This is a genomic window from Stenotrophomonas maltophilia group sp. msm4 (assembly GCF_032025605.1).
GTDB lineage: Bacteria > Pseudomonadota > Gammaproteobacteria > Xanthomonadales > Xanthomonadaceae > Stenotrophomonas > Stenotrophomonas sepilia.
On record NZ_JAVSKK010000001.1, the window covers coordinates 723,120 to 740,130 of the forward strand.

At 65.7% G+C, this 17,011-nt stretch carries 13 protein-coding genes and 1 pseudogene; 8 read left to right on the plus strand and 6 right to left on the minus strand.

The window, feature by feature from the left end; genetic code table 11:
• Positions 1–29: 29 nt before the first annotated feature.
• Together ROV93_RS03475 and ROV93_RS03480 are read left to right on the plus strand one after the other, a co-directional pair.
• Positions 30–3,485: pseudogene (locus tag ROV93_RS03475) on the plus strand (efflux RND transporter permease subunit); the annotation flags it as partial.
• Positions 3,482–6,568 (plus strand): efflux RND transporter permease subunit, encoded by a 3,087-nt coding sequence (locus ROV93_RS03480; protein WP_065185171.1) that lies wholly within the window; start codon positions 3,482–3,484, stop codon positions 6,566–6,568. The pseudogene ROV93_RS03475 and the gene ROV93_RS03480, both read left to right, overlap by 4 nt.
• Before the next feature lie 252 nt (positions 6,569–6,820).
• Here ROV93_RS03480 and ROV93_RS03485 read toward each other — a convergent pair whose 3' ends face one another.
• From ROV93_RS03485 to ykgO, 6 genes are all read right to left on the minus strand, one after another.
• Positions 6,821–8,053: a TraB/GumN family protein gene (locus ROV93_RS03485; protein WP_049411467.1), complete on the minus strand. Its 1,233-nt coding sequence runs from the start codon at positions 8,051–8,053 to the stop codon at positions 6,821–6,823.
• Positions 8,046–8,576: a GNAT family N-acetyltransferase gene (locus tag ROV93_RS03490; RefSeq protein ID WP_005416225.1), complete on the minus strand. Its 531-nt coding sequence runs from the start codon at positions 8,574–8,576 to the stop codon at positions 8,046–8,048. The genes ROV93_RS03485 and ROV93_RS03490 overlap by 8 nt, the downstream gene beginning before the upstream one ends.
• A gap of 14 nt (positions 8,577–8,590) precedes the next feature.
• On the minus strand, positions 8,591–9,478 hold the full coding sequence (locus ROV93_RS03495) for a carbon-nitrogen hydrolase (protein WP_005416226.1): 888 nt from the start codon (positions 9,476–9,478) through the stop codon (positions 8,591–8,593).
• Positions 9,479–9,641: 163 nt separating this feature from the next.
• Entirely contained in the window at positions 9,642–10,679 is a 1,038-nt protein-coding gene (locus ROV93_RS03500) for an agmatine deiminase family protein (RefSeq protein ID WP_072168279.1), read from the minus strand.
• 39 nt (positions 10,680–10,718) lie between these two features.
• Entirely contained in the window at positions 10,719–11,048 is a 330-nt protein-coding gene (locus tag ROV93_RS03505) for a hypothetical protein (RefSeq protein ID WP_005416228.1), read from the minus strand.
• 145 nt (positions 11,049–11,193) lie between these two features.
• Positions 11,194–11,319, minus strand: a complete 126-nt coding sequence (gene ykgO / locus ROV93_RS03510) for a type B 50S ribosomal protein L36 (RefSeq protein ID WP_005409283.1) — start codon at positions 11,317–11,319, stop codon at positions 11,194–11,196.
• A 197-nt stretch (positions 11,320–11,516) separates the two neighbouring features.
• On the opposite strand from ykgO, the gene cmk reads away from it, so the two are divergent.
• The 6 genes from cmk (at position 11,517) to ROV93_RS03540 (ending at position 17,010) form a co-directional block, all read left to right on the plus strand.
• A complete protein-coding gene (gene cmk / locus ROV93_RS03515) occupies positions 11,517–12,194 on the plus strand; it encodes a (d)CMP kinase (RefSeq protein ID WP_061477909.1) in 678 nt (225 codons plus the stop codon).
• A gap of 197 nt (positions 12,195–12,391) precedes the next feature.
• Positions 12,392–14,077: a 30S ribosomal protein S1 gene (gene rpsA, locus ROV93_RS03520; protein ID WP_005416230.1), complete on the plus strand. Its 1,686-nt coding sequence runs from the start codon at positions 12,392–12,394 to the stop codon at positions 14,075–14,077.
• Between the two features lie 87 nt (positions 14,078–14,164).
• On the plus strand, positions 14,165–14,470 hold the full coding sequence (locus tag ROV93_RS03525) for an integration host factor subunit beta (RefSeq protein WP_005409286.1): 306 nt from the start codon (positions 14,165–14,167) through the stop codon (positions 14,468–14,470).
• Between the two features lie 77 nt (positions 14,471–14,547).
• The gene (locus ROV93_RS03530; RefSeq protein WP_061477908.1) at positions 14,548–14,832 is read left to right on the plus strand and encodes a LapA family protein; all 285 of its coding nucleotides are present in this window, start codon (positions 14,548–14,550) and stop codon (positions 14,830–14,832) included.
• Positions 14,833–14,838: 6 nt separating this feature from the next.
• Entirely contained in the window at positions 14,839–16,017 is a 1,179-nt protein-coding gene (lapB, locus tag ROV93_RS03535; protein ID WP_005416232.1) for a lipopolysaccharide assembly protein LapB, read from the plus strand.
• Positions 16,018–16,020: 3 nt separating this feature from the next.
• A complete protein-coding gene (locus tag ROV93_RS03540) occupies positions 16,021–17,010 on the plus strand; it encodes a glycosyltransferase family 4 protein (RefSeq protein ID WP_072168278.1) in 990 nt (329 codons plus the stop codon).
• The last annotated feature ends 1 nt before the right edge of the window (position 17,011 follow it).

The window sequence follows — 17,011 nt, forward strand, 5'->3', positions numbered from 1 at the left end:
CGAGCGACGGCGCCGCCGCCGGCATGCGCGGCGGCCTGGTGGAATTCGCCACGCGCCGCCGCGTGACCATCGCCATGTGCACGGTCACCCTGCTGCTGTTCGGCCTGATCGCGCTCGGCAACCTCAAGGTCAACCTGCTGCCCGACCTGAGCTACCCGACGCTGACCGTGCGCACCGAATACACCGGTGCGGCGCCGACCGAAATCGAAACCCTGATCACCCAGCCGGTTGAAGAAGCGGTGGGCGTGGTCAAGAACCTGCGCAAGCTGAAGTCGGTCTCGCGCACCGGCCAGAGCGATGTGGTGCTGGAGTTCGCCTGGGGCACCAACATGGACCAGGCCAGCCTGGAGGTGCGCGACAAGATGGAAGCGCTGAACCTGCCACTGGAGGCCAAGGCCCCGGTGCTGCTGCGCTTCAATCCGTCCACCGAGCCGATCATGCGCCTGGTGCTGTCCAACAAGGTCGCGCCGACCAGCGATGCCGATGCGGTCCGCGAGCTGACCGGCCTGCGCCGCTATGCCGATGAAGACCTGAAGAAGAAGCTGGAGCCGGTCACCGGCGTGGCAGCAGTGAAGGTGGGCGGTGGCCTGGAAGACGAGATCCAGGTCGACATCGACCAGCAGAAGCTGGCGCAGCTGAACCTGCCGATCGACACCGTCATCAAGCGTCTCAAGGACGAGAACATCAACATCTCCGGCGGCCGCCTGGAAGAGGGCTCCCAGCGCTTCCTGGTGCGTACCGTCAACCAGTTCGCTGACCTCGAGGAAATCCGCAACCTGCTGGTCACCACCCAGGCCGCCAACGGCAGCGCAGCGGATTCGGCGCTGCAGCAGATGTTCAACATCGCCGCGTCGACCGGTTCGGCGGCAGCCATCGCGGCGGCGTCGGCGGCACAGAGCGCATCATCCGGCGGCGGCTCCAGCGTGGTCGCCAACGGCGTGCCGGTGCGCCTGAAGGACGTGGCCACCGTGCGCCAGGGCTACAAGGAGCGCGAAGCGATCATCCGCCTGGGCGGCAAGGAGGCGGTCGAGCTGGCCATCTACAAGGAAGGTGATGCCAACACCGTGTCGACCGCCGAAGCGCTGCGCAAGCGCCTGGAGCAGATCAAGGGCACGTTCCCGTCCGATGTCGAGCTGACCACCATCGAGGACCAGTCGCGCTTCATCGAGCACGCCATCGCCGACGTCAAGAAGGATGCGGTGATCGGTGGCCTGCTGGCGATCCTGATCATCTTCCTGTTCCTGCGCGATGGCTGGAGCACGTTCGTGATCAGCCTGTCGTTGCCGGTCTCGATCATCGCCACGTTCTTCTTCATGGGCCAGCTCGGCCTGAGTCTGAACGTGATGTCGCTGGGCGGCCTGGCCTTGGCCACCGGCCTGGTGGTGGATGACTCGATCGTGGTGCTGGAGAGCATCGCCAAGGCCCGCGAGCGTGGCCTGGGCATCCTGCAGGCGGCCATTGCCGGCACCCGCGAAGTGAGCATGGCGGTGGTTGCCTCGACCCTGACCACCATCGCCGTGTTCCTGCCGCTGGTGTTCGTCGACGGGATTGCCGGACAGCTGTTCCGCGACCAGGCGCTGACCGTGGCGATCGCCATTGCGATCTCGCTGCTGGTGTCGATGACCCTGATCCCGATGCTGAGCTCGCTGAAGGGGCGGCCACCGCTGGCGTTCCCGGAAGAGGCGCCGAACGCAGCATGGCAGCCGCAGAAGCGCTGGCAGAAGCCGGTCGCGCTGGGCCGCCGTGGCGTGGTTGCCAGCGTGCGCTGGAGCTTCTATGCGCTGGCCTGGCTTGTCGTGCGCGTGTGGCGTGGCGTGGTGGCAGTGGTCGGCCCGGTGATGCGCAAGGCCAGTGATCTGGCGATGAAGCCCTATGCAGGCGCCGAGCGAGGCTACCTGCGCCTGCTGCCGAGTGCGCTGGCGCATCCCGGCAAGGTGCTGGGCGTGGCAGCCATCATCTTCGTGGCGACCATGGCGCTGGTACCGATGCTTGGCGCGGACCTGATTCCGCAGCTGGCGCAGGACCGGTTCGAAATGACGGTGAAGCTGCCGGCCGGCACGCCGCTGAAGCAGACCGATGCGCTGGTGCGCGAGCTGCAGCTGGCGCACGGCAAGGGGGAGGGCGTGGCCTCGCTGTATGGCGTCAGTGGCAGCGGCACCCGGCTGGATGCCAGTCCGACCGAAAGCGGTGAGAACATCGGCAAGCTGACTGTGGTGATGGAAGGTGGTGGCAACGCGCGCACCGAAGCAGCAATCACCGAGCGCCTGCGCGGCACCATGAGCCAGCACCCGGGCGCCCAGGTCGACTTCGCGCGGCCGGCATTGTTCAGCTTCTCCACGCCGTTGGAAATCGAACTGCGCGGGCAGGACATGGCCACCCTGGAAGTGGCCGGGCAACGCCTGGCGGCGATGCTGCGCGGCAATGCGCACTACGCCGACGTGAAATCGACGGTGGAAGAGGGCTTCCCGGAAATCCAGATCCGCTTCGACCAGGAACGCGCGGGTGCGCTGGGCCTGACCACCCGCCAGATCGCCGACGTGGTGGTGAAGAAGGTGCGCGGCGACGTCGCCACCCGCTACAGCTTCCGTGATCGCAAGATCGACGTGCTGGTGCGTGCCCAGGAAGGTGACCGCGCCAGCGTCGAGAGCATCCGCCGGCTGATCGTCAATCCGGGCAGCAGCCGCCCGGTCACCCTGGACGCAGTGGCCGACGTGGTCGCCACCACCGGCCCCAGCGAGATCCATCGTGCCGACCAGACCCGGGTGGCGGTGGTATCGGCCAACCTGCGCGACATCGACCTTGGCGCCGCCATGCGCGAAGTGCAGCAGATGGTGACCGAGCAGCCGCTGGGCGCGGGCGTTGGCCTGCACATCGGTGGCCAGGGCGAGGAGCTGGCGCAGGCGGCGAAGTCGCTGATCTTCGCCTTTGGACTGGCGATCTTCCTGGTCTACCTGGTGATGGCCTCGCAGTTCGAGTCGCTGCTGCACCCGTTCGTGATCCTGTTCACCATCCCGCTGGCGCTGGTCGGCGCGATCCTGGCGCTGATGCTGACCGGCAAGCCCATCTCGGTGGTGGTGTTCATCGGCCTGATCCTGCTGGTCGGCCTGGTCACCAAGAACGCGATCATCCTGATCGACAAGGTCAACCAGCTGCGCGAAGCCGGCGTGGCCAAGCATGAGGCGCTGGTGGAAGGTGCGCGCTCGCGCCTGCGCCCGATCATCATGACCACGCTGTGCACGCTGTTCGGCTTCCTGCCGCTGGCGGTGGCGATGGGCGAGGGCGCCGAAGTGCGTGCACCGATGGCGATCACCGTGATCGGTGGCCTGCTGGTGTCGACGCTGCTGACGCTGCTGGTGATCCCGGTGGTGTACGACCTGATGGATCGTCGCGGCGACGCCTACTACCGTGAGCGCGGCCGCAAGCACGCCGGCGAGATCGAGCCGGGCGCAGCAGGCAGCGCGGCGGGTGTGGAGGAGCCGGCATGAGCGTTGCCGAGTTCTCCATCCGCCGCCCGGTCACTACCATCATGTGCTTCGTGTCGCTGGTGGTGATCGGCCTGATCGCTTCGTTCCGGCTGCCGTTGGAGGCGCTGCCGGACATCTCCGCGCCGTTCCTGTTCGTGCAGATCCCGTACACCGGTTCGACGCCCGAGGAAGTGGAGCGGACCATCATCCGCCCGGTCGAGGAGTCGCTGGCGACGATGACCGGCATCAAACGCATGCGCTCATCGGCCACCTCCGAGGCGGCGCTGATCTACATCGAGTTCAGCGACTGGGACCGCGACATCGCCATTGCCGCGTCCGACGCGCGCGAGCGTATCGATGCGATCCGCAGCGACCTGCCCGACGACCTGCAGCGCTACAACGTTTTCAAGTGGTCCAGCAGTGACCAGCCGGTACTGAAGGTGCGCCTGGCCAGCACCACCGACCTGACCACTGCCTATGACATGCTCGACCGTGAGTTCAAGCGGCGCATCGAGCGCATCCCGGGTGTGGCCCGCGTCGATATCACCGGTGCGCCGCCGAACGAGGTGGAGATCGCCATCGATCCGAACCGGCTCAACGCGCATGGGTTGAGCATCAACGAGCTGAGCGAGCGCCTGCGCACGCTGAACTTCTCGATCTCGGCCGGTCAGATCGACGACAACGGCCAGCGCGTGCGCGTGCAGCCGGTGGGCGAGATCACCGACCTGCAGGAAATGCGCGACCTGGTGATCAACGCCAAGGGCCTGCGCCTGGGCGATATCGCCGACGTGCGCCTGAAGCCGGCGCGGATGAACTACGGGCGCCGTCTGGACGGCAACCCGGCGGTGGGCCTGGATATCTTCAAGGAGCGCAGTGCCAACCTGGTGGACGTCTCGCGTGCGGCGCTGGCCGAAGTCGAGGCGATCCGCGCGCAGCCGTCGATGCGCGACGTGCAGATCAAGGTGATCGACAACCAGGGCAAGGCAGTGACCTCGTCACTGCTGGAGCTGGCCGAAGCCGGTGCGGTCGGCCTGATCCTGTCGGTGACGGTGCTGTTCTTCTTCCTGCGCCATTGGCCGTCGACGCTGATGGTGACCCTGGCCATTCCGATCTGCTTCACCATCACCCTGGGCTTCATGTACTTCGTCGGGGTGACGCTGAACATCCTGACCATGATGGGCCTGCTGCTGGCCGTGGGCATGCTGGTCGACAACGCCGTGGTGGTGGTGGAGAGCATCTACCAGGAGCGCGAGCGCATGCCGGGGCAGCCACGGCTGGCCTCGATCATCGGCACCCGCAACGTGGCCATCGCGCTCAGCGCCGGTACGCTGTGCCACTGCATCGTGTTCGTGCCGAACCTGTTCGGCGAGACCAACAACATCAGCATCTTCATGGCGCAGATCGCGATCACCATCTCGGTCTCGCTGCTGGCCTCGTGGCTGGTCGCGGTCAGCCTGATTCCGATGCTGTCCGCACGCATGGCCACACCCAAGCTGGTGCACTCGCAGACCGGCCTGATCGCGCGCCTGCAGCGGCGCTATGCACAGTTGCTGGACTGGTCGCTGCATCACCGCGGTTGGAGCCTGCTCGGCATCCTGCTGGTGGTGCTGGTCAGCCTGGTGCCGATGAAGCTGACCAAGGTCGACATGTTCGGTGGCGAGGGCGGCAAGGACATCTTCATCGGCTACATGTGGAAGGGCGCCTACACCTACCGGCAGATGTCCGAGGAAGTGGCGCGCGTGGAGAGCTGGATCGACCAGAACCGCGAGCGCCTGCACGTCAAGCAGGTGTACTCCTGGTACAGCGAGCAGGAAGGCAGCTCCACGGTGGTCACCCTGGACGAGAAGTACGCCAAGGACATCAAGGCGCTGCAGGAAGAGTTGCGCAAGGGCCTGCCGAAGTCCGCCCGCACCGACTATTTCGTCGGCAACCAGGGCGGCGATGGTGGGGGTGGCGGCAACCAGGGCGTGCAGGTGCAGCTGGTGGGCGATTCCAGCTCGATGCTGCAGGAGATCGGCCAGGAAGTGGTGCCGTTGCTGGCGCAGCGTGCCGAACTGCGGGACGTGCGCATCGACAATGGCGAGAAGGGCGGCGAGCTGAAGGTGCGCGTCGACCGTGAGCGTGCCGCAGCGTTCGGCTTCAACGCCGAACAGGTGGCCAGCTTCGTCGGCCTGGCGCTGCGCGGCGCACCGATGCGCGAGTTCCGCCGCGGTGACAATGAAGTGCCGGTGTGGGTGCGCTTTGCCGGCGCCGAGCAGAGCAGCCCGGAAGACCTGGCCGGTTTCAGCGTGCGTACCGGCGATGGCCGCAGCGTGCCGCTGCTGAGCCTGGTCACCGTGGACGTTGGTTCGTCGGCCACCCAGATCGGCCGTACCAACCGTCAGACGACATTGACCATCAAGGCCAACCTGGCCGGGAAGGTCACCGCGCCGGACGGGCGCAAGGCGATCGAAGCCGTGCTCAAGCCGATGAACTTCCCGGCCGGCTACGGCTTCACCTTCGATGGCGGCGACTACGGCAACGATGATGAAGCCATGCAGCAGATGGTGTTCAACCTGCTGATCGCGCTGGTGATGATCTACGTGGTGATGGCGGCGGTGTTCGAGTCGCTGCTGTTCCCGGCGGCAATCATGAGTGGCGTGCTGTTCTCGATCTTCGGCGTGTTCTGGCTGTTCTGGATCACCGGCACCTCGTTCGGGATCATGTCCTTCATCGGCATCCTGGTGCTGATGGGCGTGGTGGTGAACAACGGCATCGTGATGATCGAGCACATCAACAACCTGCGGCGCAGCGGCATGGGCCGTACCCAGGCGCTGGTGGAAGGCTCACGCGAACGCCTGCGCCCGATCATGATGACCATGGGCACGGCGATCCTGGCGATGGTGCCGATCTCGCTGACCGACACGCAGATGTTCGGCAATGGCCCGGAGTACTCGCCGATGGCGCGTGCGATTGCCGGCGGCCTGGCGTTCTCGACCGTGGTCAGCCTGCTGTTCCTGCCGACGATCTACGCGGTGCTCGATGACCTGCGTAATGCCGTGACGCGCCTGATCCGCCGTGCGCGTGGAGTGGAAATGGTAGAGCCGGGCGCTGCCCGGCTGTAACGCACGTCAACGTGTTGTGGTGTGGGGGAGGCCGGTCGTAGTGGGGCGGTCTCCCCCTTTTTTTGCTCGCCGCGTCTGCTTGCCTCTGTAGAGCCGAAGGCAGCGGCAGGAGCCGCTGCCAACGTCGCTTGCGACGGCCCGGAGGGTGTCGGCCAGGACGGCCGGCATAGCCATGCTCGGCTGCTGTTCGCCGCGTTGCGGCATCGCCCGGGCATGGGCTCGGGCGCTACAGATTCTGTGGCCGGTTGAGGCTTACCCCGCCACCTTGCCCCACACCTTGAACGTGGTCAGCCACAGGCCTAGCATGCTGCCGATGTTGGTCAGCATGAAGGTCAGCACCACGCGGGTAACGCGATTGCGGTACCAGCCCTTCAGGCTCTGCGCATCGTCGCGCAGCTTCAGGAAGTCCTCGTAGGCTGGCTTGCGCACACGCGCTTCCACCAGTGCCGAGAAGGCGCCGGTCGGGATGCTCAGGCGGAACGGCTTGAACGGGGCCACCGCGATCGCGGTGAGGATGCTCAGCGGGTGACCGCCGGCCAGAAGGCAGCCCAGGCCGGCCAGGCCGCCGGTATACATCGCCCAGGTTGCCAGCAGCTCGGTGCCTACGCCCAGGCCGCCGCGGTAGAAGCCTACGCCGATGCCGGTCGCCACGATCGCCAGGATGCCCAGCGTGAACCACGGGATGTTGCGCTTCTTCGGCACCGCCTCCAGCTCGGCGCGCAGCGGCGCCGGTGCCTCGGTGTCGGTTTCCAGGTGGCGTGCCAGACCCGCCAGGTGGCCGGCTCCGACCACTGCCAGCACTTCGCGCTGGTGCGGGTCGTGTTCTTCGCGCAGGCGGGTGGCCATGTAGCGGTCGCGCTCGCCGATGATGGTTTCGTACAGCGCCGGGCTCTCGCTGGCGAACTCACCGAAGCTCGATTCCAGCATGTCGCCCTGTTTGAGCTTCTCGATCTCGTTCTCGCCCACTTCCTCGGACGAGAACAGGCCGGCGCCGAGGCCGGCAACCAGCTTCAGCTTGCCGAAGAAGCCCAGCCGTTGCGACGCGCGGCGGAAGGTCAGGCCAACCTCGCGGTCGATCAGGTGCACCGGCAGGTTGCGTTCGCGGGCGAGTTCCACCGCACGTTTCAGCTCGGCACCGGGCTCGATGTCGAGTTGCTCGGCCAGGCGGCGCTGATAGGCGGACAGAGCCAGGTTGGCGGCGAACAGGGCGACGCGGCCCTTGCGGATCACCTCGACCAGGTCGAGCTTGGCGAGTGTGTCGGGGTCGCTCAGCGCCTGCAGGCGCTGCGGGTCCAGCTCGACGGCAACGGCATCGAAGCGGCCGCTGTCGATGGCTTTTTCAACGGCCTCGACGCTGGCGCGGGAGACGTGGGCGGTGCCCAGCAGGGTGTAGCGCACGCCGTCGCGTTCGACGACGCGCACCGGCTGGCCGGCGAACAGGTCGTCGCCGGTCTCGGGAAGGGTTTCGGTCATGGGTTCATTCATTGGAGGGTGCGGTGTCGGCGCCATCGCCGAGCGCGCGCTGCATCTGTACGGTGTCCAGCCAGCGGCCATGCTTGCGGCCGAGGCCACGGAACACGCCCACCAGCTCGAATCCGAAGCGTTCGTGCAGCTTGATCGAGGCGGTGTTGGTCGGTTCGCCGATCACCGCCACCATCTGCCGGTAGCCACGTGCCACGCAGGCGTCGATCAAGGCCTGCAGCAGGCCGGTGCCGACACCCTTGCCCTGGAACGCGGCATCGACGTAGACCGAGTTCTCCACGGTCCACTGGTAGGCAATGCGGGTGCGATAGGTGTTGGCATAGGCATAGCCAGCCACCTGGCCGTCGATCTCGGCGACCAGGTAGGGGAATCCACGATCGATGATGTCGCGCATGCGGCGCAGCATCTCGGTCGCGTCCGGGATGTCGTACTCGTAGGTGTTGACGAAATCGGTCACTTCCACCGCGTAGATGGCGGTGATCGCGTCGATGTCGGCCGGGCCGGCATCACGGATGAGGACGGCCATGCGCGGGCTCCGGCTCAGTCGATGTAGCGCTTGAGCAGGTCGCCGTATGCATCGATGCGGCGATCGCGCAGGAACGGCCAGATGCGGCGCACATGCTCGCTGCGCTGCAGGTCGACGTCGCACAGCAGCACGGTGGCCTCGGTGCCGGCCTCGGCCAGGAACTCGCCCTGCGGGCCGAGCACGTGGCTGTTGCCCCAGAACTGGATGCCCGACGCGCCCAGCGGCGACGCCTCGTGGCCGACGCGGTTGCAGCTCAGCACCGGCAGGCCGTTGGCCACGGCGTGGCCACGGTGGCTCAGCACCCAGGCGTCGCGCTGGCGGGTCTTCTCGTCCTGCACGTCGTCCGGGTCCCAGCCGATCGCGGTCGGGTACAGCAGCAGCTCGGCGCCGGCCAGCGCCATCAGGCGTGCCGCTTCCGGGTACCACTGGTCCCAGCACACCAGCACGCCCAGGCGGCCCACCGAAGTATCGATCGGCTTGAAGCCGATATCGCCCGGGGTGAAGTAGAACTTCTCGTAGAAGCCCGGGTCGTCCGGGATGTGCATCTTGCGGTACTTGCCGAGCAGGCTGCCGTCCTTTTCAAACACCACGGCGGTGTTGTGGTACAGGCCGGCAGCGCGGCGCTCGAACAGCGAGCCGACCAGCACCACGCCATGCTTCTTCGCCAGTGCGCCCAGGCGCTCGGTGCTTGGGCCCGGAATGGATTCGGCCAGGTCGAATTCGTCCACCGATTCGTGCTGGCAGAAATACGGGCCGTTGTGCAGTTCCTGCAGCAGCACCAGCTTGGCACCCTGCGCAGCCGCCTCGGCCACGCGTGCTTCGATCACCGCCAGGTTGGCGGCGGCATCACCGTGGTTGCGCTCCTGGATCAGGGCGACGGTAAGGGGGCTGCGCGAGTTCATGCGGGGCGTTCCTGCGGGGGAAAACCTGCATGTTAGCGCGGATGGGCGGCGACGGCGTGTTGCGCGCTGAATGGGTGATGGTCGTGCCGGCCGCTGGCCGGCATCCCCATCAATCCGTCAGGCATTGCCTGGTTGCCGGCCAGCGGCCGGCACTCCCTTTTTCTCAGACCTTCAACAACCCGGCCGGCAGCTGCATGGTGATGCAGTGCAGGCTGCCGTTCTGCCAGATCAGCGAGCGGCAAGGCACCTGCACGATCTCGCGACCCGGATGCGCCTGGGCCAGCACATCACGGGCCAGGTCGTCGGCCGGGTCGCCATAGGCCGGCATCAGCACCGCGCCGTTGACGATCAGGTAGTTGGCGTATGACGCAGCAAGACGGCGGCCTTGGTCGATCACCGGCCGCGCCCACGGCAACGGGAACAGGCGATACGGCTGGCCGTCCTTGGTGCGCAGCGCGGCCAGCTCATTGCCCATCGCCTGCAGCTCGGCGTAGTGCGAATCGCTCTCGTCGTCGCAGGCCTGGTAGACGATGCTGTCAGCGGAGGCGAAGCGGGCGAGGGTGTCGATGTGGGCGTCGGTGTCGTCGCCTTCCAGGTAGCCGTGGTCCAGCCACAGCACGCGGTCCTGCTGCAGCCAGTCGGCCAGGTCGGCGCTCAGGCTGGCGCGGTCGCGGTCCGGGTGGCGTTCGTGCAGGCACTTCCAGGTGGTCAGCAGGGTGCCTTCGCCGTCGGTTTCGATGCCACCGCCTTCCAACGCGAACGGAATGCTGCGCACCGGGGCGTCGTTGAACACGCCAGCCTGGTCGAGCACGCCCACCAGCTGGTCATCCAGGGTGGCGTCGAACTTGCCGCCCCAGCCAGTGAAGCGGAAGTCCAGCAGCTGGAAACCGCCGTCGGCGCGGCGCAGGGTGATCGGGCCGGAGTCGCGCAGCCAGGTATCGTCGTAGGCGGCCGTGGTGAAGTGGACCTTGTCCATGTCGATGCGGTTGGAGCGCAGCCGCATTTCGGCATAGGTCTCCACATCGTCGTCGGCCACGCAGATCAGCACCGGCTGGAAGCGGGTGATGGCCGCGACCAGGGCGATGTAGGTCTCTTCCACCTGGCCCAGGCGGTCGGCCCAGTCGGTGTCGGCGGTGGGCCAGGCAATCAGGACGCCGCTCTGGGCTTCCCACTCGGCAGGAAAACGAAGGGTCTGGTTCATGGTCTCGCTACACAGGCCCGCCCACGGCGGGTAAAGGGATCAACGGATCGGTGGTTTCGGGCCGATTTCGTTCGGGTCCGCCTGGTTGGCCACCACGTCGATCACCTTCTGCTTCTCGAAGTAGACGGTGAACTGCGGGTACACCCAGCGGTTGATGGTCGGCCACTGCCGCTTCTGCCCGCCACGCGGCTGCAGTTGTTCGCTGGGCGCGCCGAACTGCGCCTGCACCTGCTGCATGCTCTGGCCGCGCACGGGCAGGGCACCGGCCGGCTTCTCGCGGGCACGGTCGACAAGCAGGGTATCGGCCAGTGCCGGTGTGGCGGCGGCCAGGGTGGCCATTACGGCCAGGGCGGACAGGTAACGCTTCATCTCGATCTACTCCCCAGTGGTCAAGAAAGGCGATTACAGCAAAAACGGCAGGAAAAAGCCGCATAAACAAAAAACCGCCCGAAGGCGGTTTCTTGCATCGGGTCGGCCCCGCGTAGGGCCAGCCGCAGCCGGAAGGCTGTGAGGCTTAGCGCTGACGCGCCTTGAAACGCGGGTTCGACTTGCAGATGACGAAGATCTTGCCACGACGACGCACGACCTTGCAGTCACGGTGACGGGCCTTCGCCGACTTCAGGGAGGACAGGACTTTCATGGCATACCTCGGCGTAAACAGTAGTTGTTCGGGTGGAGCGTGGCCGCGATATGCGAAAGACAATCGGCAGTTGACGCTCGTTCAAGCCCGCCATTCTACCGGGCTTTTCCTCATGGTTTCAAGTGGTTGCACAAAAGATCCCGCTGGGGGCGTCTGGCAGGGGCTAGAATGGCCTCTTCACACGCTCTGGGACCCCCATGAATCCACTCGCTCCCGTCCTGACCATCGACGGCCCATCCGGGGCCGGCAAGGGTACCATCAGCCGCATCATCGCGCGCAGGCTGGGCTGGCATTACCTGGATTCGGGCGCGCTGTACCGGGCGGTGGGCGTGGCCGCAAGCTGGGCCGACATCGACACCTCCGACGCCTCCGCGCTGGTCCGCTGCACCTTTGACACTCACGTTCAGTTTGTCGAGCAGGGCGATGCCATGCGGGTCATGGTCAACGGCACCGATGCCACCGACGAGCTGCGCCTGGAGACCACCGGGGCGCTGGCCTCGGCCATTGCCGCCATCCCGGAGGTCCGGGCCGCCTTGAAGGAGCGGCAGCGCGCATTCAGGGAACTGCCAGGCCTGGTCGCCGACGGCCGCGACATGGGCACGGTGATCTTTCCGGACGCCCCCTACAAGGTCTTCCTGACCGCCAGTGCCGAGGAGCGCGCCGAGCGCCGGCATAAGCAGTTGAAAGACAAGGGGGTTTCTGTTAACTTTGATGACCTCCTGCGCGAGATCATGGCCCGCGACGCCCGTGATGCTCAGCGTACCGTGGCGCCCCTGAAGCCGGCAGACGATGCTGTCCTCATCGACACCACAGGCATCGGCATCGATGATGTCGTTGCCCGAGTGATGGATCTGCTTCCGGTTCCGGCTGCCTGATCCGTTCGCGCGGGAGCACTGCCAGCCGCATCGGCAGTGGTCGCGCATAGCAGTGCTGTACCAGCCCCGTCGCGCAATGATGCGTGGCGGTTTTCCTACTACACACGACCTGCGTTTCCGGGGTCGACCAACAGGCGGGCGGTCGCCATTCCCCTGAAGGGACGCCACCGACCCATGTGTCCAACAGAGTAAATCTAATGACCGAATCATTTGCCGAACTGTTTGAAGCCAGCCAGGCCAACCTGGCCAAGCTGAAGCCGGGCGCCATCGTCAGCGGTACCGTTGTTGAAGTCCGCGGCGACGTCGTGGTGATCAACGCTGGCCTGAAGTCCGAAGGCATCGTGCCGATCGAACAGTTCCGTAACGACGCTGGCGAAATCGACGTCGCCGAAGGCGACATCGTCAAGGTCGCCCTCGACTCGATCGAGAACGGCTTCGGCGAAACCGTCCTGTCGCGCGAGAAGGCCAAGCGCGCGATGGTGTGGGACGAGCTGGAAGAAGCGTTGGAAAAGAACGAAACCATCACCGGTCGCATCAGCGGCAAGGTCAAGGGTGGTTTCACCGTGGACATCAAGGATGTCCGCGCCTTCCTGCCGGGTTCCCTGGTCGATGTGCGCCCGGTGCGCGATCCGGCCTACCTGGAAGGCAAGGAACTCGAGTTCAAGCTCATCAAGCTGGACCGCAAGCGTAACAACGTCGTGGTCTCGCGCCGCGCTGTCGTCGAAAGCGAGCACTCGGAAGAGCGCGAGCAGCTGATGGACAAGCTGCAGGAAGGCGCGATCCTGAAGGGTGTCGTCAAGAACCTGACCGATTACGGCGCGTTCGTGGATCTGGGCGGTATCGACGGCCTGCTGCACATTACCGACATGGCGTGGAAGCGCGTGCGTCACCCGTCGGAAGTCGTGAACGTCGGCGACGAGCTGGACGTCCGCGTGCTGAAGTTCGACCGCGAGCGCAACCGCGTTTCGCTGGGCCTGAAGCAGCTGGGCGAGGATCCGTGGGACAACATCGGCCGTCGTTACCCGGCCAACAGCCGCGTCTTCGGCAAGGTCTCCAACGTCACCGATTACGGTGCGTTCGTTGAGATCGAGCCGGGCGTCGAAGGCCTGGTGCACGTCTCCGAGATGGATTGGACCAACAAGAACGTCAACCCGTCCAAGGTTGTCCAGGTGGGTGATGAAGTCGAAGTGATGGTGCTGGACGTCGATGAAGAGCGTCGCCGCATCTCGCTTGGCATGAAGCAGGTTGCCGCCAATCCGTGGGAAACCTTCGCTGCCACCCACAAGAAGGGTGACAAGGTGTCGGGCCAGATCAAGTCGATCACCGACTTCGGCATCTTCATCGGCCTGGACGGCGGCATCGACGGCCTGGTCCACCTGTCCGACATCAGCTGGAACACCACCGGCGAAGACGTCGTTCGCAACTTCAAGAAGGGCGATACCCTGGACGCCGTCGTCCTGGCCGTCGATCCGGAGCGCGAGCGCATCTCCCTGGGCGTGAAGCAGCTGGAGCAGGATCCGTTCGGCCAGTACATGGCTGCCAATCCGAAGGGTTCCAAGGTCGAAGGCGTGGTGAAGGAAGTCGACGCCAAGGGCGCGATCATCGAGCTGGCTGACGGCATCGAAGGTTACGTCTCGGCCCGCGACATCGCCAACGAGCGCGTTGACGACGCCACCCAGCACCTCAAGGTCGGCGACAAGGTCGAAGCCAAGTTCGTGGGCATGGACCGCAAGGGCCGTACCCTGCAGCTGTCGATCAAGGCCAAGGACGACGCTGAAATGCGCGAAGTGCTGGAGGAATACCAGTCCTCTTCGGCTTCCAGCGGCACCACCCAGCTGGGCGCGCTGCTGCGTGCACAGCTGAACGGCAACAAGTCCGAGTAATCGGCCTTAGGCTGTTTGATGTTTCCTGGACGGCCCGGGCATTGCCGGGGCCGTTTCAGGCTGAGATGCCCCTGATGTGAGCCGGTAATGACCAAATCCGAACTGATCGAAATCCTTGCGCGCCGCCAGGCGCACCTGAAGGCCGATGATGTCGATCTGGCGGTGAAGTCGTTGCTGGAAATGATGGGCGGATCGCTGTCCGCCGGGGATCGCATCGAAATCCGTGGATTTGGCAGCTTCTCGCTGCACTATCGTCCGCCGCGCCTGGGTCGCAACCCGAAGACCGGCGAATCGGTTGCCCTGCCGGGCAAGCATGTCCCCCATTTCAAGCCGGGCAAGGAACTGCGCGAGCGGGTCAGCAGTGTGCTGCCGCTGGACGCCGATCCGGCCTGAGCCTGCCGTCGCGCCACCGCGTGCGAATCCAGCCGCGAGTCGGATAAGCTACGGACTCCTGCCACTGGAGCTGTCGCATGAAGGTTTTTCGTCTGCTGGTCCTGCTGGCGGTACTCATTCTTGGGTTGATCATCGGTGCCATGAACATGGACGAGATGACCATCAACCTTGTTTTCACCCAACTGAAGACCTCGGTCGGCGTGGCAATCATTGCCGCATTGCTGATCGGCGTCATCGTCGGTGCTGGCCTGGTGCTGGTGAGCGTGGTCATTCCGCTCTACGGCCAGCTGCGTCGCGCCAACAAGTCCGCTGCCGCTTCGCCGGCACCGGTTGCTTCCCCCCAATCTTTTGATGGACGTTGATCGAAGATGGATTTCGTCACCGAGTGGTTCTGGTTCTTCCTGTTCGTACCGCTGGCCGCACTGGCCGGCTGGGTGATCGGGCGGCGTGGTGGCCAACGCCACGGTGACAGCCAGGTCAGCCGCCTGTCGAGCACCTATTTCCGTGGCCTGAACTACCTGCTCAACGAGCAGCCGGACAAGGCCATCGAGCTGTTCCTGCACATCGCCGAGCTGGACAAGGAAACCTTCGAGACCCAGGTCGCGCTGGGCCATCTGTTCCGCCGTCGTGGCGAGGTCGACCGCGCCATCCGCCTGCACCAGGGCCTGGTCAATCGCCATGACCTGAGTGACGCACAACGCGTGCAGGCCCTGCTGGCCCTGGGCGAGGACTACATGAAGTCCGGCCTGCTGGACCGTGCCGAGACCGTGTTCACCGAGCTGGCCCAGCTGGATCAGCGCGCACCGCAGGCGCTCAAGCACCTGATCGGCATCTACCAGGCCGAGCGTGACTGGGAAAAGGCGATCGACAACGCCACCCGTTTCGAGGATGTCACCGGCGAGCCGATGGGCAAGCTGATCGGGCAGTTCGAGTGCGAACTGGCCGAGCGATTCCGTGGCGCCGGCAAGCTGGAAGAGGCGAGGGCAGCGATCGCCCGCGCCTATCAGGCCGACGCGATGTCGGTGCGCGCCGGCATCATCGAGGGCCGGTTGGAAACCGACGCAGGCAATCCTGAGGCCGCCGTGCGCGCCTTCGAGCGCGCCGCGCGCAACGATCCCGAATACCTGCCGGAACTGCTGCCGGCGTTGATGCAGAACTATCGCAAGGTGGGCGATCTGGCAGGTGCGCGCGCGTTCCTGTCGGAGATGACCGAGCATTACCGTGGCATTGCCCCGGTGCTGGCGCTGACCCGGCTGATGGAGGAGCAGGAAGGCGTGGCCCCAGCGCGTGCCTACCTCGGCCGCCAGCTGAAGGATCGCCCGTCGGTGCGTGGCGAGTCCGCGCTGATCGACCTCACCCTCGCCGAGGGCGCCGATTCCACCGCCACCCTGCATGACCTCAAGCACATCACTGACCAGCTGCTGGTGCGTAACCCGGCCTATCGCTGCACCCGCTGCGGCTTCGGTGCGCGTACCCACCACTGGCAGTGCCCGAGCTGCAAGGAGTGGGGAACGGTCAAGCCACTGCTGAACTACGCGGTGCTCTGATCCATGCCCTGGCTTGTGATGGGCGCGCTGCTGGGGCTCGCCCTGCTGAGTGCGGTGCTGACCTGGGCTGCACGTGGCTATGCGCTGCGCCAGCAGTTGATGGACCAGCCCGGCGAACGCCGCAGCCATAGCGTCGCTACACCGCGCGGTGGCGGCATCGCCATCGTCATCAGCCTGCTGGTGACTGCAGCCGTGGCCATCTGGGCCTGGCCCGAGAGCACGCCGACAGTACTGGTGGCCAGCCTTGGGCTGGTGCTGGTGGCCGGTATCGGCTGGTGGGACGACCACAAGCCCCTGCCAGCGATGCGTCGCCTGCTGGTGCATTTCATCGCCGCGACGCTGCTGGCCGGCCTGGTGAAGGTGAATGGCGGCAGCTGGCTGTTGGCGGCGCTGGTGCTGCTGTTCACCGCCTCACTGATCAACATCTGGAATTTCATGGACGGCATCAACGGCATTGCCGCCAGCCAGGCCGTCGTGGCGATGCTGGGGCTGGCGCCGGTGCTGCCGTGGCCGTACTCGCTGGCTGCCGTGGCCCTGGGCCTGGCCTGCCTTGGATTCCTGCCGTTCAACTTCCCTCGGGCCCGGATCTTCATGGGCGATGTCGGAAGCGGCGCGTTGGGGTACGCGGTCGCAGCGGTGCTGGCGCTCGCCAGCGTGCGTACCGATATCAACTGGATCCTGCTGCTGGTCCCGGTTTCGCCGTTCCTCGTGGACGCGGGCTTCACACTGCTGGCGCGCATCATTTCGGGACAACGCTGGATGGAACCCCATACCCAGCACGTCTACCAGCGCGCGGTGCAGGCAGGAGCCAGTCACCCCCAGGTGACAGGGATGTACTTTGCTTTGGGCCTGTTCAGTATTACAGTGTTCAATGTCTGCTCCAATTTGCAGCCGAGGTGGGAGGCTGCCGTGGCGATCGCGTGGTTCACCGCGCTGAGCGTCCTCTGGCTCCTCCTGCGCAATGGAATGCGCTACCGACAAGGAAATACCTGAC